Origin of the sequence: Mesorhizobium sp. M6A.T.Cr.TU.016.01.1.1, from assembly GCF_003952585.1 — a bacterium.
In the GTDB taxonomy this organism is placed as follows: domain Bacteria; phylum Pseudomonadota; class Alphaproteobacteria; order Rhizobiales; family Rhizobiaceae; genus Mesorhizobium; species Mesorhizobium mediterraneum.
Window position 1 is genome coordinate 4,173,844 of sequence record NZ_CP034452.1, and the last position, 20,808, is coordinate 4,194,651.

Consider the following 20,808-nt stretch of genomic DNA (forward strand, 5'->3'; position numbering starts at 1 on the left):
ACTGTCACGATGTCAGTCACCGTCCACATCGGGAGCGGCGCCGTCAAGCTGGAGGCACCGTTGACCCCGCAAGCAAACGCCCGGGAATGCCACGTCCCGCGTCCCCCTTTCTGAGACCCGCGCCGCCGGGCGAGTGCAATGCCCGCCTGACTTCCATCCACAAAACGAGGAAACCGACCATGCCAGGCAAGAAAATACTAATGTTGACCGGTGAGTTTACCGAAGAATACGAGATCTTCGTCTATCAGCAGGCGATGGAGGCCGTCGGCCACATCGTCCACGTTGTTTGTCCTGACAAGAACGCTGGAGACCTGATCAAGACGTCGCTTCACGATTTCGAAGGTGACCAAACCTACACCGAGAAGCCCGGCCACTATGCTTTGATGAACAAGACCTTTTCGGAGGCGGAGAAACAGCTCGACCAGTATCACGCCGTGTATTGCGCGGGTGGTCGTGGCCCCGAGTACATCCGCACGGATAAGCGCGTGCAGGCGATCGTCCGCCATTTCCACGAAAACAAGAAGCCGATCTTCACGATCTGCCATGGCGTACAGATCCTGATCGCGGTCGACGGCGTCGTGCGTGGCAAGAAAGTAGGTGCGCTGGCTGCCTGCGAGCCGGAAGTGACCCTCGCCGGTGGAACCTATATCGACCTGTCCCCGACTGAGGCCTATGTCGACGGAACGATGGTCTCGGCAAAGGGCTGGACCGCACTTGCCGCGTTCATCCGCGAGTGCCTGAAGGTGCTGGGAACGGAAATCCGCCACAACTGAGTCAGTCCTTCCGATGCATCCCAGACGGGATGCATCGGTTCGCTCCTCAGATCGTCCACGGCTCGTGGCAACGCCTCCGTGCTCACTTGCAAGGCGACGAACGCGTCGCTGCCGACATTGGCAATGACGCCCGCCGAATCCAGACGGGGTTGTTTGCCGCCCACGCGCATCTCGGCGATGCCGAGCACCTCTTCCAGTAGATAGCAGCCTGCCCCGGCTGGAGGGTTCGATGACGGGCTGATTGATCTGGCCGAACAGACTGCTGGATTGCTCGGGCAGACCGAAATTCTTACTATTTTGCGCCACCCTCTTTCGAAGGAACCGTCTCAGATCCTCTGGTCAGTTCTCGAAGGAACGCCTGGACCAGGTTTCGTGTTTCGTCTGCCCTGCGGTAAGCGACCAGATGCCGCGAACTGAAAGTATAAGATCCCGGCTTGATCGCCCGCAACTCGCCGGCATGGACCCATGAAGATGCGAAATGAGCCGGCAGGAAGCCGATGAAGTTTTCCGATAGGATCAGCATTAATTGTGCTTCCATGTGGATTACCGACGCGCTGGCCTTAGGATGCCCGACGAGATAGAGATCGTCGAAATACCGATAGCTGCGTACAGAAAACCGCGCAGCGTGGATGGCGCTTTGGTCGATCCTTGAATCGGGCATCGCAAAAAGCGGGTGCCGTCGGCCGCAATAGAGAAAATGCGGCTCGCCGCAATAATCCCGGTATACGACACCGGGCGCTTTCTGCGACAGCGGCCCGATGACGATGTCGCGGCCGCCATCAGCGACTTGCTGCTCAAGCTCGGATGGCGTGCCAAGCGAGAGGTCGATGAAAACATCGGAATCAGGACCCATGAAGCGTCTGAGGGCATGCTGGATGCCCAATTCACTGCTTGTGAACACGCCATCGGACGTGCCGATCCGCAACCGGCCGGACAGGCTGCCGCTAGCTGCGCTGATGCGGTGTCCGAAATCGTCGAGATCGCGAAACAGTTTCTGCGCCGCGTCGTAGGTCGCCTGTCCGACCTCGGTCAGGCGGAACTTTTTGCGTCCGCGATGGCAGAGCTGGGCGCCGATGCGTTTCTCCAACTCCGCAAGATGCGTGCTGAGCGTCGGCTGCGACAGGTTGAGGGTGATCTGCGCGTCGGCGAAGCCGCCTGAATCGGCCAGCGCCACGAAGACGCGCAGCAGGCGGATGTCGATGTTGTCCAAACGACGCATGGCTTGTCCCTCGAACGGCGATACATCGACATTATTCGATGTAAAATTCTAAATAAACTCATTTACATCAATGCTTGAAATCGCGAGCCTGCGCGGAACAAAAATGGGGAACAATCATGAAATCGTCACTCCGCATCGCGTTGTCCGCAGCACTGGTGCTCGCCAGTTCGCAGTTCGCCTTCAGCGCCGACCAGATACGCATCCTTGCTCCGACGTGGCTGGGATTTGCACCTGTCCACATCGCAAGCGACCTGGGCTGCTTCGCCGGCAAAGACCTAGACGTCAGCATCAAGTTCGAGGATGACCTCACCAACGTCATGGCAGCGATGGCGCGCGGCGACATCGAGATGCAGATGCGCTCCGTCGGCGAATATCAGGGGCGCCCGCGCGACGCCTCCACACCGGGCATCATCATCGGCACGATCGATGAATCCGTCGGCGGCGACGGCATCATCACCGACGACCAGATCAAGACGGTGGCGGATCTCAAGGGCAAGGTCGTCGCTGCCGAACCGAACATTCCCTCACGCCTGTTGCTCCAGATGGAGCTGAAGCAGGCGGGACTGTCACTGAAGGACCTCCAGATCAAGGACATCGCAACGGCCGACACGGGCGCGGTTTTCGTCGATGACTCGATTGCCGCGATCGCGACCTATGAACCGTTCATGTCGCAGGCGCTGAAGGCCTCGACCCGTCCGGGTGCTCGCATGCTGGTCTCGTCCAAGGATCATCGCGGCATCATCATCGATGCGATCATCGTCCGCAACGATGACTTCAAGGCGAACCCGGACAAATACGCGAAGTTTCTCGGCTGCATCTACGAGGCCGTCGATTTCCTGAAGGCCGAGCCGGGAAAATTCGCCGATATGGCCTCCAAGCATTTCGGCCTGACGCCGGCTGAGGTGACCGAGATCGTCGACTCCAGCCTATCCTACACGACGCTCGCCGAATCTCTCGCCTACATGGGCAAACCGGGAGAAAAAGGCACGCTCCACGGCATCTTCGATACGGTGATGGACCTCAACCTGGAGAACGGCGCTGCCGACAACAAGCTCGTGGCGACGGACCAGATCGACAATTCGGTGATCAACAAGGTGTCGGCTAAGTAACGGCAATGGACCAGGTCCGGCGGCCCGCCTTCCGGCGGCCGCCGGCGGCCATGCCATGCCGGCATCCGGGGATAGTGATCTTGTTCAGCAGTCTGTTTGTTTTTCGCGGCCGAGCTTCGCCGATGGCGGAATCCGCCGTCAGCGTTGCGGCGGCCGCCCTGGTCGTCGCGGGTTGGGAGCTGGCGGCACGCGCGGGCATTATTGCGCCGCAGTTCCTCCCCTCACCAAGCCGCGTCGTCATCGCCTTGTGGACGATGCTGACCGAGCAGAACCTCGTCTGGCATGTCGTGGTCTCGACCACACGTGTGTGGATCGCCTTCCTGCTCGCCGCGGCCATGGCCATCCCGATCGGCATCATGATGAGCAGCTACCGGATTGTCGGAGCCGCACTCGAGCCGATGATCGATTTCATCCGCTATCTTCCGGTTCCCGCACTTGTGCCACTGTCCATCATCTGGTTCGGCGTCGGCGAGGAGACCAAAATCTTCCTGCTCTGGCTGGGCACTTTCTTCCAGCTCGTGCTTCTCGTGGCCGATGACATGCGGCGGGTGCCGCAGGAGTTCGTCGAGGTCGCCCGCACCGTCGGCGCCAGCTCGAGGCAAGTGATGACCGATGTCGCCTTGCGCTGGATGGGGCCGACCCTGATTGACAATCTCAGGATCACGCTCGGCTGGTGCTGGACATATTTGATCATCGCCGAGATTGTCGCGGCCGATTCCGGCATCGGCTACGTGATCTGGACGGCGCGCCGCTTCGTCAAAACGCCCGAAGTAATGGCAGGCGTCGTCGTCATCGGGCTGATCGGCCTCATCACCGACCAGCTGCTTCGCCTGCTTCACCGCCGGCTCTTCCGGTATCTGTGAGGGATAGGTCATGGCGAGCGGCTACATTCAGTTCGTCGATACGGCCAAGTCCTTCGGCCCGGTCGATGTCGTGCGAAAAACCGATCTTGGTCTCGACCGCAATTCGCTGGTGGTCTTCCTAGGCCCATCGGGTTGCGGCAAGACAACCTTGATGCGGATGGTCGGCGGCCTCGACGAACCTAGCTCGGGCTCGATCGTGCTCGGCGGCGAAAAAGTTGTCGGACCGGATCGACGGCGCGGCATGGTGTTCCAGTCCTATTCGTCGTTTCCCTGGCTGACTGTCGAGAAGAACATTGCCTTCGGCATGCGCTACAGGAAGGACCTTGGCGCGAGCGAGAAAGCCGAGCGGATGCGCCATTATCTTGAACTGTTCGGGCTTGCCGACTTCGCCGGTTCCTATCCGAACCGGATTTCGGGCGGCATGCGCCAGCGCGTGGCCATAGCGCGCACGCTCGCCGCCGGTTCGGACGTGCTGTTGATGGACGAGCCTTTCGGTGCGCTCGACGCGCTGACGCGCGAGCGCCTTCAGGTCGAGTTGCGACAGATCCAGATTCGCGAGGAAAAGACCGTCATCTTCGTCACCCACGACGTGGAAGAAGCGGTGTTCCTCGCCGACCGGATCATCCTGTTTTCGCGCCGGCCGGCCTCGGTAGTGGCCGACATCGATGTGGCGGCCGAGCTGGGTCCGCAACGGCCACTGGAAATCCGGGAAACGCAGAAATTCTTCGAGTTGCGCAACAGGGTCCTGCATCTGATCCGCAACGAGACGGGAGTGGTCGCATGAGCCTCTCCTTCTCCGGAAAGTCGGTCGTGATCACCGGGGCCAGCCGTGGCATCGGGCTCGGCATCGCTAAGGGTTTTGCGCAAGCCGGCGCCAGCCTGCATCTCATCGCCAACGAAGCGGCTGTGCACGAACGGGCGCGTGAATTGGGCGCCACCAGCACGGAAGCCGATATTGCCGATCGTTCGGCCGTCGCGGCAGCTTTCGAACCTGTCGCTCGCATAGACGTGCTCATCAACAATGCCGGGCTCGAACTGATGACGCCGATCACCGACAGCGGCGACGATGTCGAAGCCGCCTTCCGGCGCATCATCGAGATCAATATCATCGGCACGGCGCTCGTCACGGCGCGTGCTCTGCCGCGCATGCAGGCCGGCGGTTCGATCGTCAACACGTCATCGATCTGGGGCCGCGTTGCCGAGGCGCAGTTCGGCGCCTATGTCGCCTCCAAGCACGCCATTATCGGCCTGACGAAGACCTGGGCCAAGGAACTCGGGGCCAGGGGCATCCGCGTCAATGCGGTCTGTCCCGGATGGGTTCGCACGGATGCGTCGATGCGCTCGCTCGGCCGCATGGCCGAGAGAGACGCCGTCAGCGAGGCAGCGCTGCTCGAAAGCATCGTCGGTGCGCAGGCCCTGCCGGGCCTGATGGAGCCGGCTGACATCGCGGGCACCTATCTCTTCCTGGCGTCGGAACTTGCAGCCAACATCACCGGGCAGTCGCTTGGTGTCGACAGGGGAGAAGTGCCTTGGTAAGCCCGCTTCACGGAAAACGCGCGCTGGTCACTGGCGCAGCCAGCGGTATCGGCCGCGCGACCGCGCACGCCTTGCGCGAGGCGGGGGCCACGGTTCTGGGGCTCGATCTCGAGGCGTCAGAGGGCGATTTCCCCATTCTTGCCTGCGACCTCGCCAGCGAAACCGACATCATTACCGCGGTCGGGCAGGGCAGGGACCGGATTGGCGGCTATGACATCCTCGTCAACAATGCCGGCATCCTGCAGGAAGCACCGCTTGGCGGGATTTCGCTCGATCATGTCGACCGAATGTTCGCCGTCAATGTGCGGGGCGCGATCATCGTGGCGCGGGAAGTCCTGCCGCATCTTCCCGATGGCGGACGCATCATCAATATCGCCTCCGAGCTCGCCTATCTCGGCCGGTCGGGCGCTTCAGTCTATTGTGCGACAAAGGCGGCGTTGCTCGGCCTTACCCGCTCCTGGGCACGCGAACTTGCGCCCCGCATCCTGGTCAACGCCGTGGCGCCCGGGCCGACCGACACGCCGCTTCTCGGCTTCGACGCGCTGACCGAGAGCCAGCGCGCGCTGGAAACAACACACCCGCTGAGGCGGATCGGACGGCCGGATGAAATCGCCGCCGCGGTGGTGTTCCTGGCCGGCCCCGGCGCAACCTTTTTCACCGGACAATGCCTGGGCGCCAATGGTGGCGCGGCGATGCTTTGAGAAGAGATGATCATGAAAGACCGCGTTTTCCTGGCTGAGCTGTCGTGGCCCGAGGCTAAGGAGCGGATCGCCGCCGGCGCTCCCGTCTTCCTGCCGCTCGGCGCGACCGAACAACACGGCCACCACATGGCGATGAATGTCGATGTGGTGATCCCGACCGCTATCGCCGAAAAGGTGGCGTCGCAGGTCGGAGGACTGGTGGCGCCGACGATCGCCTACGGCAACCGCTCGCAGCCCCGGTCAGGCGGCGGCCCAGCCTTTCCCGGCACGATCAACATCACGGCACAGACTTTCTCGCTTCTGGTCAAGGATGTGATCTGCGATCTGTATCGCCAGAAGGTCCGACGCATCGTTGTGCTCAACGGCCACTACGAGAACATTGGTCCGTCGATCGAAGGCATCGAACTGGCGCTCGACGCCATCGGCCGCGAACGTGCGACGGACCTGACGATCCTGCGCGTCGACCACTGGGAGATGGTGCGCGGCGAAACGCTGGCGAAAGTGTTCCCCGACGGCTACCCCGGCATCGAGCTGGAGCATGCGAGCGTGATCGAGACATCGATGATGCTGGCGCTGCGCCCGGAGCTCGTCGATCTCGGCAAGGCGCTGCATGACGGTCCCGCGCAATTCAAGCCTTATGACCGCTATCCCAGACCGTCCGAGGACGTGCCGCCGTCCGGCGTCCTTTCGTTGACCGAGGGCTCGTCGGCGGAAAAGGGCCGATGGCTGCTCGACGACTGCGAGACGCGGCTCGCCAACATCGTCAAACGTGAATTCTTCTGAGGTGACGAGAACATGAACAGCAATTTCTTCCAGCCGGTCGACGCCGCCGCAGTTCCCCGCTTCGCCGGGCTTTCGACCTTCATGAGACTGCCCGCCGTGGCAAGTGCCGAGGGGCTGGACATCGCACTCGTCGGCATACCGTGGGATGGCGGCACGACCAACCGCGCCGGCGCGCGGCACGGTCCGCGCGAGATCCGGAACCAGTCGAGCCTGATGCGGCGGGCCCATCACGTCTCGGGAACCGAGCCATTCAGCATCGCCAACATTGCCGATGTCGGCGACCTCTCGGTCAATCCGATCAATCTCCTGGACGGTCTGAAGCGCATCGAGGACGGCATCGCGGCAATTGTCGCAGCCGGTGCCATTCCACTTGCTGCCGGCGGCGATCATCTGACGACGCTGCCGGTGCTGCGTGCGGTCGCGCGCGATGCGCCAGTCGGCATGATCCATTTCGACGCGCATTCCGATACCAATGACCGCTATTTCGGCGACAATCCCTACACGCATGGCACACCCTTCCGGCGGGCCATCGAAGAGGGCCTGCTCGATCCCAAACGTGTCGTCCAGATCGGCATCCGCGGTTCCATCTACGAGCCCAACGAGCATGATTGGGCGATCGCTCAGGGCATCCGCATCATCTACATGGAGGAGTTTGTCCGGCGAGGCGCGGCCAGCGTCATGGAAGAGGCACGCGGCATTGTCGGCAGCGGTCCCACCTATGTGACCTTCGACATCGATTGCATCGACCCCTCGATGGCGCCCGGCACCGGCACCCCTGAGCTTGGCGGCTTCACCACCCGCGAAGCGCAGGAAATGGTCCGCCTTCTCGACACTGTGGCCATAGTCGGCGCTGATGTCGTGGAAGTGGCACCGCCGTTCGATCTTGGCGGGATGACGGCGCTGGCGGGGGCAACGATGATGTTCGAACTGCTGTGCGTGATTGCCAAGTCCGTCGCTGCAGGCAGGGTTCGGCTGGCCTGAGATGGGTCACGGCTGCGTGGCGGCCGCCAGCGCGTCGAGGTCGTCGTAGAGCGCCTGGCTGTGGTGGTAGAGCCGGTCGAAAACCGGTTGGGTGCGCCTGTAGGTCTCCGCCCATCTGGGGTCCGGCAGGATTTCGGCGCCGTAGCTCACGAAACGCTCGGCCGCCTGTTCGACGCGCGCGAAGCGGCCTGTCGCCGTCGCGGCCATCGCGGCACAGCCGACGATGCCGCATTCGGGCTCCCGCGGAACCAGGATCGGAATGTTGAAGGCACTCGCCTTGATCTTCAGCCAGAGTTCGGTGCGCGCCCCGCCGCCGGCGGCGATAACGCGCTCCAGCGGCTTGTTTGACGCGTGTTCCATGATGCGGATGTGACGCGTCATGGCCAAGGCGATGCCTTCCAGGATCGAGCGGTGCAGATGCTCCATGCCATGCGCGGCGCCCAATCCGAAGAACTGTGCGCGGGCATTGCGATGGCGCCCCAGGCGCTCGCCAGTGAGAAAGGGCATGAACAGCAATGCGTCGCAACCGGCAGGTGCCTCGGCGGCGCGGGCGACGATCTCGTCATAGGACAGCGCGTTGCCGTGGAAGGCGCGACGTGCCCAGCGCATGCCGTCGCCGCCAGTCTCCAGCAGCACGAACTGCGCCCAGTTGCCTTCGATCGTCGCAACGTTCGAGATCTCCGGGTCAAGCAGCGGCTTCTCCGCGATCGCCGTGATGATGGCGCCCGTGCCGGTGCTGTCGGAACCCATTCCCGGCCGACAAGCGCCTGAACCGAGCAGTGCCACCGGATAGTCGGCACCGCCGACCAGCACGGGGGTTCCAGACTTCAGGCCCGTGTCGCGCGCCGCCTGTTTGGTGACGTGGCCGACGACATCCAGCGGGTTGCGGATCGGCGGCAGCTTGGCGGCGTCCAGACCCATGCGCTCGATCATCACCGGCGACCAGTCGAGCCGCTCTGGGTTCATCAGGAAGCTGCACGACGCGTCGCCAGTATCCATGGCAATCTCGCCGGTCAGCCGGTAGTTGATGTAATCCTTCGGCATGATGGCGACGGCGCTGCGGGCGTATGCGGCGGGATCGTTGTCTCGGACCCATTGCAGTTTGAAGGCCGGCCATGCGGGGGTGGGCGTGTTGCCGCTTTCGGGCAGGTAGCTGTCCGGCTCATTTTCTTCTTCGAAGCGACGTACGAGATCAACGGAGCGCTTGTCGTTCCAGAGCGGTGCGGTCTCGCGGGTCGGCGCTCCGTGCGCGTCGAGCAGGACCAGCCCGTGCATCTGCCCGCAGACGCAGATGGCGGAGATGTGTTCGCGGGCGCCATCGACGCGGTCCAGCACCGTCTTGACGCTCGTTCGCGCCCCCTCCCACCAGTCGACCGGCCGCTGTTCGGCCCAGCCGAACTCCGGCACGATCTGGTCGTGCTCTCGCGACGCAAGTTCAAGGATCTTGCCGGTGACATCGACCAGTGCGGCGCGGACGCTGCCCGTGCCGACATCGATTGCGAGGAAAAGCTCGCCGTTCATTTCGACACGGTCCTGAGATGGGCAAGCATGTGATCCTCTGTCTATCGGTCAGAGCGAGCGCGGCGTGGCGAGAATGCATTCCACGGCATTACCCTTTCGCCGCTTCGATGGCGATGCGCGAAATCTCGTCGAAATCCGGCCCCGACACCGGGATCGGGATATCGAAGACCTCGGCGATCACTTGCGTCCAGCCATGCAGGAAATACGTCCAGCCGTCCTCGATCTGCAGCTGCTGTCCGGCCTGCTGCCGTCTTGCCTGGCCGAGGAAGATCAGGTCGCCGCGATAATTGAGGTCCCAGGCTATGCCGCGCTTGGGGAACACGCCGTCATCGGTGATCGGCGAGCCTGGAGCGTCCTTGCCAAGTCCCGTCGCGTTGATCACCAGCGAGCCGGGTTTCAGCGCCGCCAACGTCTTGTCGTTGATCTCGGGCCGGTCGGCGAGGACATACTCGATCTCGATCGTCGGCATCATGTCTTTGTGGATGCGCTCGATTTCGTCGAGACGCGGCTGCGAACGGTCGGTGACAATGATGCGCGAAGGCACGTCGGCGCGCTTGCGCATCAGGTGCCAGGTGATCGCAATCGTCGATCCGCCGGCGCCCATGGACAGGACTTCCGCACCGGTGTCCGCGAAGTATCCCGCCGGGATGAAACCATCTATCGCAAGGCCCGAAGAGATCGGATCCTTGGCATGGCAGATGAGTTTGCCGCCCCGCTTCGACAGGCAGCTGGTCTCGTGCATCAGGCGAGCGTGCGGATCGATGACGTCGAACAGGTCGCGCGCCGCGTTGAAGAGATCGATCTTATGCGTGGTGACGAGCGCGCCGAGCGACAGCGGGTCGGATTTTATGAAGGAGACGACCTCACGGTAGGCCTCCGGATCGGCATGAAGTGGAAAGTCGATGCCCTTGAGAACCGCATCCTTCAGCCGGAGGTGGCGCGCCCATGCAGGGAAAACCCGCATGATCGAACTGCTCGTCGTCGTGACGCCGATAAAATAGAACGTCGGCTGGGTAGCCGGCCGGTAGCGGCTCATTTGCCGACCTCCCGGATTTCAGCAGCGCGAAATGAAGCAGTGATCTCGAAGGAAGCCTTCATGCCGGCACCGTGCCGGATTGTTGCCCATAGAGGGCGGAGATCAGCTTCGCATCACGCGGTCGCCAATCCGGGTTGTCGACTTCCTTCCAGCCTCCATCGCCGGCGACCACGCGCGAGCGCATGCCGCCCGATCTTGCGATGATCTCGTAGTCCTGCCCTGAATCGGCGGGGTAGCAGAACAGCATCACCAGATCGTCTCCCCCGACGTTGATCGAGCGGTGGATCCAGAAAGGGGGGACGTAACAGACGGTCTGCGCATCGACGGGCAGGATCCGGACCTCGCCCTCCGGCGATTCCATCAGCATGAGGCCATGACCCTTCTGGCCATAGTAGATCTCGGGCCGGTCGGCCTGCTTGTGGATGTGACCGCGCGTCATGAAATACTCGTCGCCGACCTTGCCAGGCGCCATGCGCGTGACGCCGAAAATCAGATCGCCTGACTGCTCGGTCGGGCGGAACTCGGAGACCTCGTAGACGATGCGCTCGCCCCATGCCGCGCGCATGGCCTCGAAGGCGGCGGCGTCCGCATAGAGCCCATCCAGATCGCGGAAGCGTTTCTGGTAGCTGCCGGTTGCATTTCCCATCGCGCCGGTCGACAGATCGACCTTGCATCCGGTCGGCTCAAACAATCTGGTCAAGGGACTACCTCATATTGCTTTGCTGTGGTGGCGGCGCTGATCTGGCCGGCTCCTGCTTTCGACAGAACCACACTTGCTTTGCAGGGCACGATTTGATCTCCCTATGCGGACCAGCTCGGAGGTTGCTGGATTATGGCAGATTTCGACTACGAGGCACACGACAGTAGGTTGGGCGTTGTCTTCACGTCGCACCCGCTGCCTTAATCCGAGAGAACCGCCTTGCTCCTCCAAGTCGCCTTCGACAAGCCTGAACACCTGGCCCTGCTCCCGCAGATGAAGGCGTTCGCCGACATTATCGAGATCGGCACGCCGTTGCTGAAACGCCTTGGCCTCTCCGCCATCACCACGGCGCGCGAGCTCTGCCCTGGCGTCAAGGTGTTGGCTGATACCAAAACCGTCGACGGCGGCCAGTTCGAGGCCGATATGGTATTCGGCGCCGGTGCCGCGTTCATGACGGTGCTGTCGTGTGCTTCGTCCGCCACGCATGACGCGGTGGGAAGACGTGCCGCCGCCTTCGGCGCGACGGTCATCGTCGACACCATCACCGAGACGGGCAAGGCAGAATTGCTTCCTTTGAATGCTGTCTTCCCCGAAAGCTTCGGCTATGTCGCGGTCCACTCGCCAACCGACGCGCGGCTGGCGGGCAACACCTCCACCTCACATATCGACGCCGTGAAAAAGATGCACGATCGCGGCTTTCTGGTTTCGCTCGCCGGCGGGATCGGCCCCGACACGCTGGAAGCGGTGATCGCAGTCGAGCCGGAAATCCTCGTGGTCGGCAGCGCCATCACAGAATCCGCAAGCCCGAAGGAGATAGCACGATGGATTCGCGACAGATTGCCCAATCCAGGCCGTGGCTGGCCGTGGGACAGGAGATAACCGACCTTCTTGGCCGGATCGACGTCGACGCCTTTGCAAGGCTGGTGCAGGCGTTCGATGACCCCGATCAGCGATGGTTCTTTTCCGGGCAGGGACGCTCCGGCCTTGTCGCGCAGATGGGCGCGATGCGGTTCATGCATCTTGGCCGAACGGTGCATTTTGTCGGTGAGGTATCGGCGCCCTCGATACGCAGGGGCGATGCGCTGCTGATCGTCTCCGGCTCTGGGGAGACGCCGGTCAGCACAGGCTTTGCCCGCATCGCCAAGGCGGAGGGTGCTAAGGTCGTTACGCTGACGCATGAGCCGGCGGGGACCCTGGCCGGCATTGGCGACGTCACGCTGCATGTCCCTGTCGGGGAATCGAAACAGTTTGGCGGCAGCCTGTTCGAGCAATCCTGCCTGATCCTGCTCGACAGCGTTGTGCTCGGCCTGGCGCAGCAGATACTCGACGCGCACAAGCTGATGTTGTTCCGCCACACTAATTTGCAATGACTGGGCACCCCGGGCACGCCCGAGGGCATGCGTTTGAGCGACATGCATCAGCTGGGAAGCCCGGCTGGGCACCTCATCTTCCGTTGCGGCAAGGCACTGGACTCGCTGCACGATGCCGATATTGTACTTGAGGAGCGTTGGTGCCGTGCTCTGGCGACGGCAACCGACGGGGAGATGCCGGCGGCTTGGTTCGCAGGAACAGGTCCCGGTCAATATGGGAGGAAGTCTGATGAGAATTGGGGTCTTTCTGGCCGGCGTCTCGGCTTTTGCCGCGCTGGTTGGCGCACCTGCCTTTGCGCAGGACAAACCGTTTGCGGGCGTTACCGTGAACGTCATTACGCAGACCGGGGCGATTCAGGAGCCGCTACAGAGGCGCGCGCCCGAGTTCGAAGCGCTCACCGGCGCCAAGATCAATGTCATCGCGGTGCCTTTCTCGGATCTCTATCAAAAGATACTCACCGACTGGGCGAGCGGCACCAACTCGGTCGATGCCGGCGTGTTCGCCCCGCAATGGATGGTCGACTATATTGCCGGCGGCTACCTCGAGGACCTGACGCCGCGGGTCGAGGCCGACAAGGACATCCAGCAGGACGATGTGGGCGCGTTCTTCCGAGACTTCTCCGAGAAGTACAGCGGCAAGACCTACATGATCACGCTCGATGGCGACTTCCACATGATGTACTACCGCAAGGACGTGCTGGAAGCCGCCGGCCTGGCGGTGCCGAAGACCTGGGACGAGTATCTCGAGGTCGCCAAGGCCACGCATGGCAAGGACATGAGCGGCGATGGCACGCCGGATTTCGGCTCGTGCATCGCCAAGAAGCGCAACGCGCAGAGCTATTGGTTCGTCACCGATGTGGTCGGCTCGATGACCCAGTCCAAGGGAACCAGCCAGGGCACCTTCTTCAACACCAAGGACATGACGCCGCTCGTCAACAACGACGCCTTCCGCAAGGCGCTCGACTTCCTGTCTGAATCGACCAAATACGGCCCGCCGGACGAGCTGAACCTCGATGTCAGCGATACAAGGCCGCTCTTCGCTTCCGGCCGCTGCGCGCTAAACCTCGACTGGGGTGATGTAGGCACGATCTCGATCGATCCGGCCCAGTCCAAGGTGATGGGCAAATGGGGCGCGGCGATCATGCCCGGATCCAAGGAGGTCTTGAACTGGGACACTGGCAAGCTCGAGGCCTGCACGGCAGAAAACTGCCCGCACGCGATCGACGGCGTGAACCATGCACCCTTCGCAGCTTTTGGCGGCTGGGGCGGCGGCATCAACGCGGCGGCCGATCCGAAGGTAAAGGACGCCGCCTACGCCTACTTCTCGTTCATGACGCAGCCGGCACAGTCGAACGCCGACGTGACCGTCGGCGGCACCGGCTTCAACCCGTATCGCACCTCGCAGCTCAGCTACAGCGACCTTTGGAAGAAGGCCAACATGAGCGAGGAGGAGGCCAAAGTGTACCTAGGCGCGATCAACGACAGCATGAGCAGCCCGAACATGATCCTCGACCTGCGCATCCCACAAAATCAGAAATACCAGCAGGTCGTGCTCGACGAAGCGGTCTCGCGCTTCCTTGCCGGCGAAATCGACAAGGAAGCGACGGTTTCGGCGGTCGAGGAAGGCTGGAATGAGCTGAACGACGAGATTGGCAAAGATAAGCAGCTCGAACTTTACAAGGCGACTATCGGCGCCAAATAGGTGGCCAAGCAATCGACCCGGCGTGGCATCGGTCCGCGCCGGGTCTCATGCCTGCCCCACATTCCCGGGTTATGATGACCGCAACCGACACTATGCCAGAAGCTGCCGACCGCCGCAGCTGGGCCGAATGGCTGGACGGTCACTCGGGCCGGATCATGGTGCTGCCAGCCGTCGTCGTGCTTCTCTGCTTCGCGATTTTTCCGCTCATCATCTCGGCCTATCTCGCGCTTTCGCGCTTTGCGCTCGCGCCGGGCGGATTCACGCTGAAATTCATCGGACTTGTGAACTTCCGCAAGCTGCTGGTCGGCTCGCAGCAGTATCACTTGCTCGGCAAATTCGGCACGTTCGGTTTTGTCCAATCCGCTTTGCTGGCGTTGGTCGCGGCAGGGCTGCTTTTTCTTCTCGCCCGCTATCTCTGGCGTGGCAGGCCGACCATCGCCGGCGTGATTGGTCGCCTTCTCGCGACGGCAATGGCTATGGGCCTGGCGGTTCTCGCGCTGGCCACCATGGCACCGGGCGGCGTGCCGGGAACTGTCGTCAACACGCTTCTCTACGTGTTCGTCGGTGTGTCCGTGCAGTTCGCACTGGGGCTGGGCCTCGCGCTCCTCTGCGGCCAGCCAATTCGCGGCAGGAATTTCTTTCGCGTCCTCTTCTTCATCCCGCTGATGGTGACCCCGGTCGGCATCGCCTACACGTTTCGCATGCTCGCCGACATGCAGAAGGGCCCCTTCGCCCCGATCGTGCGCGCTTTCGGCATCAGCGAGTGGTCGTGGGCCACAGAGGCCTGGTCGGCGCGGCTGATGGTGTTGGTCGGCGATACCTGGCAGTGGACGCCGTTCATGTTCATCGTGCTGCTGGCGGCCGTTGAGAACCAGCCGCGCGACCAGGTCGAGGCGGCGCGGCTCGACGGAGCCAACGGCTTCCAGATCTTTCGCGACATTACCTGGCCAGCAATCGCGCCGATTGCCGCTACCGTGGTGCTGATCCGGCTCATCGAGGCTTTCAAGATCATCGACCTGCCGAACGTGCTCACCGGCGGTGGCCCCGGCCTGGCGACGGAATCGATGACGCTCCATTCCTTCATTTCCTGGCGCACCCAGGATCTCGGCGGCTCGGCCGCTGTTGGCTACATGCTTCTCTTCATCTCGACCATCGTATGCGTCTCGTTCTTCAATTTTGTGGTCCGGCCGGCGCGCCGGTTCGAGGCATGAGCGCCGAGCCGCGCTCGCTGGCGCGCCGGCTGTTCGAGCCGGCCTCGATCGACAGCCAGGCGCCGGTCGCCAGGATCGTGACCTATGCGCTGCTGTTCCTGTGGACGCTCGTTGTCGTGATTCCCCTCTACTGGGTATTCATCACGTCCTTCAAGGGGCCTGGGGAGGTCGACAATGGGCCGTTCTATCTCCCGTTCGTCGACTTTGCCCCCTCGCTGCAGGCATGGGACTTCATGCTCGTGCAGAATTACACCCTGCGCCCTTACACGAATTCGGTCGTTGTCGCGGTGGCGAGCACGCTGCTCGCGGTCCTGATCGGCTCGCTGGCGGCCTATGCGCTCGTGCGTATCCGCTTCCAGGTGAAGTTCGCCGCCGTTGCGATCTTCTTGATCCTGCTCACCGCAATCATCGTGGCGGTGGCCACCTTCGGCGTGCAGTGGGAGATCGCCGTTGCCGTGGCAGCCGCTCTCTTCATAATCGCCCTGTTCACGCTCGTTGGACGCACGAGGCTTGCGGTCGGCAACAACGACATTGAATTCTGGATCATCTCGAACCGCATCATGCCGCCGATCGTCGCCGTGTTGCCGATCTATGTGATGTTCCAGCAGATGCGTCTGCTTGACACGCAGCTGGCGCTGATCGTCACCTATACCGCCATCAATCTGCCGATCGTCGTGTGGCTGACGCGCGATTTCTTCGCCGGCATCCCGCTCGACCTTGAAGAGAGCGCACAGATAGACGGGGCCTCCAAGTTCCGCGTTTTCTTCACTATCGCGCTGCCGCTGGTGCGTTCCGGCTTGGTCGCGACCTTCCTGCTGGTGCTAATCCTTGCCTGGAACGAGTATCTGCTGGCCCTCTTCCTTTCCAATGCCGACGCGCAGACCATGCCGGTGCTGGTATCGGCACAGAACACGACGCGCGGGCCGCAATGGTGGAACATGTCGGTGTTGATCACCGTGATGATCGCCCCCGTGATCGTCATCTCCAGCGTCCTGCAGAAGCACATCGCGCGCGGGCTGCTGGTTGGCGCAGTGAAGGGCTAGTCAACATGCGGGTCACCCTGTCCGATATCTATAAGTCCTTCGGCGCGGTCGAGGTGGTCAAAGGGCTCGACCTGGAGATCCAGGACGGCGAGTTCCTGGTGCTGCTCGGCCCCTCGGGCTGCGGCAAGACGACGGCGCTGCGCATGGTCGCCGGGCTTGAATCGGTGAGTTCCGGCCGCGTCCTTATCGGCGACCGCGACGTCACCCACGTGCTGCCCAAGTATCGCGACGTGGCGATGGTGTTCCAGTCCTACGCGCTCTATCCGCACATGACGGTTGCGGAGAACATCGCATATCCGCTGAAGCTGCGGGGCGTGCCGCGTACAGAGCGCGACGCCTCCGTCCGCGGCGCCGCCGTCAAGGTCCACCTTGAGGAGTTCCTCGACCGCTATCCACGGCAGCTTTCCGGCGGTCAGCGGCAGCGCATCGCGCTTGCCCGCGCCATGGTGCGGCGGCCGAGCGTCTTCCTGATGGACGAGCCGCTCTCCAATCTCGACGCCAAGCTGCGTGGCCACATGCGCTCGGAGTTGAAACGCCTGCAGGCCGACCTGGGCGTGACGACGATCTACGTCACCCACGATCAGATCGAGGCCATGACCTTGGCCCACCGTGTTGCCATCATGAACCGCGGTGTCGTGCAGCAGATCGCGACACCCCGACAGATCTACGACGATCCGGCGAACCTGTTCGTCGCCGGCTTCATCGGCTCACCGCCGATGAATTTTCTCCAGGGCGAGCTGGTCGAGGGTACCTTCGTGTGTGCGGAAGGGCGATTTGCGACCAGCGTTGCCGAGAGCCGGAAAAAGGTCACTGCCGGCCTTCGGCCCGAGGATTGCCGGGTCACGGGCCCATCGGAGGGCAAGATTGCGGCACGGGTCTACGCTGTGGAACTGATCGGCGATCATACCTTGATCACCTGCCAATTCGGTGGGGCCACCGTAACCGTCAAGGCCGATAAATCGGCGCACTACGACATGGATGAGCCGATCGGCATCACCTTCCAGGACACCGCCGTCTTTCTGTTCGATTCGGAAACCGGGGGCCGCATCGGCGGCCGCGTCCGTGGACAGGCAGCCGCGTGACGTTCGCTAATTCTCCTCCACGAACACCTCTTCGCGCTTCTTCTTGACCGCCGGCAGGAAGACGATGACGAGCACGGCGAGCGCGATGAAGAGCAGGCCGGCGCTGATCGGCCTGGTGAGGAAGGTGCTCGGGTCGCCGCGCGCGAGAATCATGGCGCGGCGCAGGTTTTCCTCGAGCAGCGGGCCAAGCACGAAGCCGAGCAGCAGCGGCGCGGGCTCGCAGCGTAGCTTGGTCAGGAGGTAGCCAAGGAAGCCGAAGAAGGCGACGGCGTAGAGGTCGTAGATGTTGGTGTTGACGCTGTAAACGCCGATCGAGCAGAACGCCATGATGATCGGGAAGAGCACGTAGTAGGGGATCGTCAGGAGTTTTACCCAAAGCCCGATCAGTGGCAGGTTCAAGACGATCAGCATCAGATTGCCGATCCACATCGAGGCGATAATGCCCCAAAACAGCGCCGGCTGTTCGATCGCGACATTGGGGCCGGGCACGATGCCTTGTATGATCATCGCGCCGATCATCAGCGCCATGACCGGGTTGGCCGGAATGCCGAGCGTCAGCATCGGGATGAAGGAGGTCTGCGCGCCGGCATTGTTGGCCGATTCCGGTCCGGCGACGCCTTCGATGGCGCCCTTGCCGAATTCCCCCGGATTTTTCGATACACGCTTTTCCACCGTGTAGGAGGCAAAGGCTGCAAGGATCGCGCCGCCTCCCGGCAGGATGCCGAGCGCCGAACCGATGATCGTGCCGCGCACAATGGGAGCCGCCATACGCCGAAAGTCCTCGCGGGTCGGCATAAGGCCGGAGACCCTTCGGATCATCACGGAGCGCTCGTGCTCGTTTTCGAGGTTGCGCAGTATCTCGGCGACGCCGAAGACGCCGACCGCCACCGCGACGAAATTCAGCCCGTCGGCATATTCGCGGATGCCAAGCGTGAAGCGCGGTGTGCCGGTGTAGATGTCGGTGCCGACAATGCCGAGCAGCAGGCCGAGCACGACCATCGCCAGCGCCTTGACGATCGAGCCGTGGGCAAGCGCCACGGACGAGACGAGGCCGACGATCATCAGCGAAAAATACTCGGCCGCGCCGAATTGCAGCGCGATCGCCGTCAGCGGCGGGGCGAAGATGGCGACGAGGAACGTCGACACCGTGCCGGCAAAGAACGAGCCTATCGCCGCGATCGCGAGTGCCGCCCCGGCGCGGCCGTTCTTGGCCATCTGGTAGCCGTCGATCGCGGTAACGGCTGACGAGGATTCGCCGGGCATGTTGATGAGGATGGCGGTGGTCGAGCCGCCATATTGCGCGCCGTAGTAGATGCCGGCGAGCATGATCAGGGAGGAAACCGGGTCGCCGATCTGGAAGGTGATCGGCAACAGCATGGCGATGGTCGCGGTGGCGCCGATACCGGGCAGGACGCCGATCAGCGTGCCGAGAAGGACGCCGATCAGGCAGAAACCGAGGTTTGCCAGCGACGTGGCCGTCGAAAAGCCGAGCGCGAGGTTGTCGAGGAGTTCCATGTTCATCCTCTCACCATACCAGCCATGGAGGCAGCCACGGGCCGAAGCGCCGGAACGGCAGGCCGAGCGCATAGCTGAAGACGAGGAACGCAAACAGCGTCAGGCAAGCGGAGAGCACGAGCGCGGTCAGCGGCCTCATGCGGCCGCTGGCAAAGGATGCGATCAGCGCCGTCAGGAAGATCGAGGGGATGAAGCCGAGGCCGCGCACGGTCAGGCCGAAGAAGATCGGGGCAGGGAGGATGAACAGCATGCCGCGCCAGGCTATATGCCCGATCGGCTCGCTCTCGAAGCGCACCGCTTCGACGAGGATGACGGCGCCAAGCAGGATCAGCACGATCGCCAGGACCAGGGGGAAATAGCCCGGTCCCATGCGGAAGGCGGTGCCGATTTCGAGGCCGAGCGACTGCAGAGCGAAAAATCCGCCAAGAAAGATGAACAGCGCGGCGCATGTGCCGTTGGTCGTGTCGATCGTGAAAGGTTTCATGACGTCCTCCCAGGCCCGCCGCGGGGCACGCTGATGCCGGTGTGAAAAACGGGGCGCTGGTGGCGCCCCGTTCAAAACCTTAGTCGGCGTACTGGCCGGCGGCTTCGATGATCGGCTTCCAGCGCGCGATCTCGCCTTCCAGCTTGGCCTTCAGCGCGGCCGGCGTCGCATCTGCGTCGGACGACGGTTTGGTGCCGAGCTCGGCGAAGCGGGCGACGACGTTCGGGTCCTTCAGCGCGACCTGAAGCGATTTCGACAGGCGCTCGGTGACCTCGGCCGGCGTGCCCTTGGGCGCGTAGAGGCCGTGCCAGATACCGACCTGCACCTCCGGGAGACCGGCTTCCGTCGTCGTCGGCAGATCGGGCAGCACATCGAGGCGTTCAGACGAGGTGACGGCATAGGCCTTGATCGTGCCGCCCTGGATCTGCTTGGTGGTATTGGTTGTCTGGTCGCACATGATGTCGACCTGGCCGCCGAGAAGATCGGTCATGGCCGGGCCGGTGCCCTTGTAGGGCACGGTGACCAGCGGTGTGCCGATCGCGCTCATGAACAGCATCCCGCACAGATGCGAGGCCGCGCCTATGCCGGCATTGGCGACGGTGACGGTATCCTTGTTCGCCTTGGCGTAGTCGACCAGCCCCTTCAGATCCGTCGGCTCGAGGTCCTTGCGGCCGACGATGGTCATCGGCACATCGGTGACGAGGCCGACATATTCGAAGCCGTTCAGTGTGTCGTATGCGAGCTTTCGGTATAGCGTAGCGCTTGTCGCCATGCCGATGTGATGGAGGAGCAGCGTATAGCCGTCGGGATCGGCTTGCGCGACGCGGCCGGCGCCCAGTGTGCCGCCGGCACCGCCGACATTCTCGACGATGATCTGCTGGCCGAGATCCTTCGACATGGCTTCCGCGACGAGGCGCGTGACCGTGTCGGTCGGGCCGCCTGCCGAAAACGGCACCACAACGGTGATGGTGCGTTCGGGATAGGTTTGCGCGCCCGCGGCGAACGGATAGAGCGTGACGGCTGCGGCTGCGGCCAGAGCGGCGACGAATTTTCTCATCGTGATTTCCTCCCAGGATATGAATTCCCAACCGCTGCCCAGAGTTCCTTTCAACACCGGCTGGATGGAGCAATAACTAGCGCAGGCTAGCGGATTGCAATCGGGGTCAAACCGCAAACTGC

Annotated in this window: 21 protein-coding genes; 14 read left to right on the top strand and 7 right to left on the bottom strand. The window is 62.8% G+C overall.

What is annotated here, in order from left to right; all coding sequences use genetic code 11:
* Positions 1-179 precede the first annotated feature (179 nt).
* Positions 180-773, top strand: coding sequence for a DJ-1/PfpI family protein (locus EJ075_RS20080; RefSeq protein WP_065009308.1), 594 nt, complete (start codon positions 180-182; stop codon positions 771-773).
* Positions 774-1,065: 292 nt separating this feature from the next.
* Here EJ075_RS20080 and EJ075_RS20085 read toward each other — a convergent pair whose 3' ends face one another.
* A complete protein-coding gene (locus EJ075_RS20085; RefSeq protein WP_126105450.1) occupies positions 1,066-1,992 on the bottom strand; it encodes a LysR family transcriptional regulator in 927 nt (308 codons plus the stop codon).
* A 116-nt stretch (positions 1,993-2,108) separates the two neighbouring features.
* Here EJ075_RS20085 and EJ075_RS20090 point away from each other — a divergent pair, with 116 nt between their 5' ends.
* From EJ075_RS20090 to speB, 7 genes are all read left to right on the top strand, one after another.
* Positions 2,109-3,101 (top strand): ABC transporter substrate-binding protein, encoded by a 993-nt coding sequence (locus EJ075_RS20090; protein ID WP_126105451.1) that lies wholly within the window; start codon positions 2,109-2,111, stop codon positions 3,099-3,101.
* 122 nt (positions 3,102-3,223) lie between these two features.
* The gene (locus tag EJ075_RS20095) at positions 3,224-3,964 is read left to right on the top strand and encodes an ABC transporter permease (RefSeq protein ID WP_245457962.1); all 741 of its coding nucleotides are present in this window, start codon (positions 3,224-3,226) and stop codon (positions 3,962-3,964) included.
* A gap of 10 nt (positions 3,965-3,974) precedes the next feature.
* Positions 3,975-4,748 (top strand): ABC transporter ATP-binding protein, encoded by a 774-nt coding sequence (locus tag EJ075_RS20100; RefSeq protein WP_126105452.1) that lies wholly within the window; start codon positions 3,975-3,977, stop codon positions 4,746-4,748.
* Complete coding sequence (locus EJ075_RS20105; RefSeq protein ID WP_126105453.1) at positions 4,745-5,500, top strand: SDR family oxidoreductase; 756 nt, start codon at positions 4,745-4,747, stop codon at positions 5,498-5,500. Before EJ075_RS20100 ends, EJ075_RS20105 begins: the two co-directional genes overlap by 4 nt.
* Positions 5,494-6,201, top strand: coding sequence for an SDR family oxidoreductase (locus EJ075_RS20110; RefSeq protein ID WP_126105454.1), 708 nt, complete (start codon positions 5,494-5,496; stop codon positions 6,199-6,201). Before EJ075_RS20105 ends, EJ075_RS20110 begins: the two co-directional genes overlap by 7 nt.
* A 12-nt stretch (positions 6,202-6,213) precedes the next feature.
* Positions 6,214-6,984 carry a creatininase gene (locus tag EJ075_RS20115; RefSeq protein WP_126105455.1) on the top strand — a complete coding sequence of 257 codons (771 nt, stop codon included), beginning with the start codon at positions 6,214-6,216 and terminating at the stop codon, positions 6,982-6,984.
* Positions 6,985-6,996: 12 nt separating this feature from the next.
* A complete protein-coding gene (gene speB / locus EJ075_RS20120) occupies positions 6,997-7,965 on the top strand; it encodes an agmatinase (protein WP_126105456.1) in 969 nt (322 codons plus the stop codon).
* Positions 7,966-7,971: 6 nt separating this feature from the next.
* On the opposite strand, the gene EJ075_RS20125 is transcribed toward speB, so the two are convergent.
* The 3 genes from EJ075_RS20125 to EJ075_RS20135 form a co-directional block, all read right to left on the bottom strand.
* A complete protein-coding gene (locus EJ075_RS20125) occupies positions 7,972-9,486 on the bottom strand; it encodes an FGGY family carbohydrate kinase (RefSeq protein ID WP_126105457.1) in 1,515 nt (504 codons plus the stop codon).
* Between the two features lie 88 nt (positions 9,487-9,574).
* A complete protein-coding gene (locus EJ075_RS20130) occupies positions 9,575-10,522 on the bottom strand; it encodes a shikimate dehydrogenase (protein WP_126105458.1) in 948 nt (315 codons plus the stop codon).
* A gap of 58 nt (positions 10,523-10,580) precedes the next feature.
* On the bottom strand, positions 10,581-11,222 hold the full coding sequence (locus EJ075_RS20135; RefSeq protein ID WP_126105459.1) for a glucose-6-phosphate isomerase: 642 nt from the start codon (positions 11,220-11,222) through the stop codon (positions 10,581-10,583).
* 219 nt (positions 11,223-11,441) lie between these two features.
* Here EJ075_RS20135 and EJ075_RS20140 point away from each other — a divergent pair, with 219 nt between their 5' ends.
* The 6 genes from EJ075_RS20140 to EJ075_RS20165 all read left to right on the top strand — a co-directional run bounded on the left by EJ075_RS20140 (position 11,442) and on the right by EJ075_RS20165 (position 17,630).
* Complete coding sequence (locus tag EJ075_RS20140; RefSeq protein WP_095489064.1) at positions 11,442-12,101, top strand: orotidine 5'-phosphate decarboxylase / HUMPS family protein; 660 nt, start codon at positions 11,442-11,444, stop codon at positions 12,099-12,101.
* Positions 12,044-12,592, top strand: a complete 549-nt coding sequence (locus tag EJ075_RS20145; RefSeq protein WP_126105460.1) for an SIS domain-containing protein — start codon at positions 12,044-12,046, stop codon at positions 12,590-12,592. The genes EJ075_RS20140 and EJ075_RS20145 overlap by 58 nt, the downstream gene beginning before the upstream one ends.
* A 229-nt stretch (positions 12,593-12,821) precedes the next feature.
* Entirely contained in the window at positions 12,822-14,294 is a 1,473-nt protein-coding gene (locus EJ075_RS20150; RefSeq protein WP_126105461.1) for an extracellular solute-binding protein, read from the top strand.
* A gap of 92 nt (positions 14,295-14,386) precedes the next feature.
* On the top strand, positions 14,387-15,505 hold the full coding sequence (locus tag EJ075_RS20155; protein ID WP_164547147.1) for a sugar ABC transporter permease: 1,119 nt from the start codon (positions 14,387-14,389) through the stop codon (positions 15,503-15,505).
* Positions 15,502-16,548, top strand: a complete 1,047-nt coding sequence (locus tag EJ075_RS20160; protein WP_126105462.1) for a carbohydrate ABC transporter permease — start codon at positions 15,502-15,504, stop codon at positions 16,546-16,548. The genes EJ075_RS20155 and EJ075_RS20160 overlap by 4 nt, the downstream gene beginning before the upstream one ends.
* Positions 16,549-16,553: 5 nt before the next feature.
* Entirely contained in the window at positions 16,554-17,630 is a 1,077-nt protein-coding gene (locus EJ075_RS20165; RefSeq protein ID WP_126105463.1) for an ABC transporter ATP-binding protein, read from the top strand.
* Positions 17,631-17,636: 6 nt separating this feature from the next.
* Here the strand turns inward: EJ075_RS20165 and EJ075_RS20170 are convergent, their stop codons facing one another.
* From EJ075_RS20170 to EJ075_RS20180, 3 genes are all read right to left on the bottom strand, one after another.
* Positions 17,637-19,145: a tripartite tricarboxylate transporter permease gene (locus EJ075_RS20170; RefSeq protein WP_126105464.1), complete on the bottom strand. Its 1,509-nt coding sequence runs from the start codon at positions 19,143-19,145 to the stop codon at positions 17,637-17,639.
* A 10-nt stretch (positions 19,146-19,155) separates the two neighbouring features.
* Positions 19,156-19,629 carry a tripartite tricarboxylate transporter TctB family protein gene (locus tag EJ075_RS20175; RefSeq protein WP_126105465.1) on the bottom strand — a complete coding sequence of 158 codons (474 nt, stop codon included), beginning with the start codon at positions 19,627-19,629 and terminating at the stop codon, positions 19,156-19,158.
* A gap of 79 nt (positions 19,630-19,708) precedes the next feature.
* Complete coding sequence (locus EJ075_RS20180) at positions 19,709-20,686, bottom strand: tripartite tricarboxylate transporter substrate-binding protein (protein ID WP_126105466.1); 978 nt, start codon at positions 20,684-20,686, stop codon at positions 19,709-19,711.
* Between the last annotated feature and the right edge of the window lie 122 nt (positions 20,687-20,808).

Bases quoted from the DNA above. Each gene is read 5' to 3' on its own strand.
- EJ075_RS20180 (WP_126105466.1), bottom strand. From the start codon at position 20,686: ATGAGAAAATTCGTCGCCGCTCTGGCCGCAGCCGCAGCCGTCACGCTC.
- EJ075_RS20095 (WP_245457962.1), top strand. From the start codon at position 3,224: ATGGCGGAATCCGCCGTCAGCGTTGCGGCGGCCGCCCTGGTCGTCGCG.
- EJ075_RS20170 (WP_126105464.1), bottom strand. From the start codon at position 19,145: ATGGAACTCCTCGACAACCTCGCGCTCGGCTTTTCGACGGCCACGTCG.
- EJ075_RS20090 (WP_126105451.1), top strand. From the start codon at position 2,109: ATGAAATCGTCACTCCGCATCGCGTTGTCCGCAGCACTGGTGCTCGCC.
- EJ075_RS20145 (WP_126105460.1), top strand. From the start codon at position 12,044: ATGGATTCGCGACAGATTGCCCAATCCAGGCCGTGGCTGGCCGTGGGA.
- EJ075_RS20155 (WP_164547147.1), top strand. From the start codon at position 14,387: ATGCCAGAAGCTGCCGACCGCCGCAGCTGGGCCGAATGGCTGGACGGT.
- EJ075_RS20175 (WP_126105465.1), bottom strand. From the start codon at position 19,629: ATGAAACCTTTCACGATCGACACGACCAACGGCACATGCGCCGCGCTG.
- EJ075_RS20150 (WP_126105461.1), top strand. From the start codon at position 12,822: ATGAGAATTGGGGTCTTTCTGGCCGGCGTCTCGGCTTTTGCCGCGCTG.
- EJ075_RS20105 (WP_126105453.1), top strand. From the start codon at position 4,745: ATGAGCCTCTCCTTCTCCGGAAAGTCGGTCGTGATCACCGGGGCCAGC.
- EJ075_RS20130 (WP_126105458.1), bottom strand. From the start codon at position 10,522: ATGAGCCGCTACCGGCCGGCTACCCAGCCGACGTTCTATTTTATCGGC.
- EJ075_RS20085 (WP_126105450.1), bottom strand. From the start codon at position 1,992: ATGCGTCGTTTGGACAACATCGACATCCGCCTGCTGCGCGTCTTCGTG.
- EJ075_RS20160 (WP_126105462.1), top strand. From the start codon at position 15,502: ATGAGCGCCGAGCCGCGCTCGCTGGCGCGCCGGCTGTTCGAGCCGGCC.
- EJ075_RS20115 (WP_126105455.1), top strand. From the start codon at position 6,214: ATGAAAGACCGCGTTTTCCTGGCTGAGCTGTCGTGGCCCGAGGCTAAG.
- EJ075_RS20080 (WP_065009308.1), top strand. From the start codon at position 180: ATGCCAGGCAAGAAAATACTAATGTTGACCGGTGAGTTTACCGAAGAA.
- EJ075_RS20125 (WP_126105457.1), bottom strand. From the start codon at position 9,486: ATGAACGGCGAGCTTTTCCTCGCAATCGATGTCGGCACGGGCAGCGTC.
- EJ075_RS20100 (WP_126105452.1), top strand. From the start codon at position 3,975: ATGGCGAGCGGCTACATTCAGTTCGTCGATACGGCCAAGTCCTTCGGC.
- speB (WP_126105456.1), top strand. From the start codon at position 6,997: ATGAACAGCAATTTCTTCCAGCCGGTCGACGCCGCCGCAGTTCCCCGC.
- EJ075_RS20165 (WP_126105463.1), top strand. From the start codon at position 16,554: ATGCGGGTCACCCTGTCCGATATCTATAAGTCCTTCGGCGCGGTCGAG.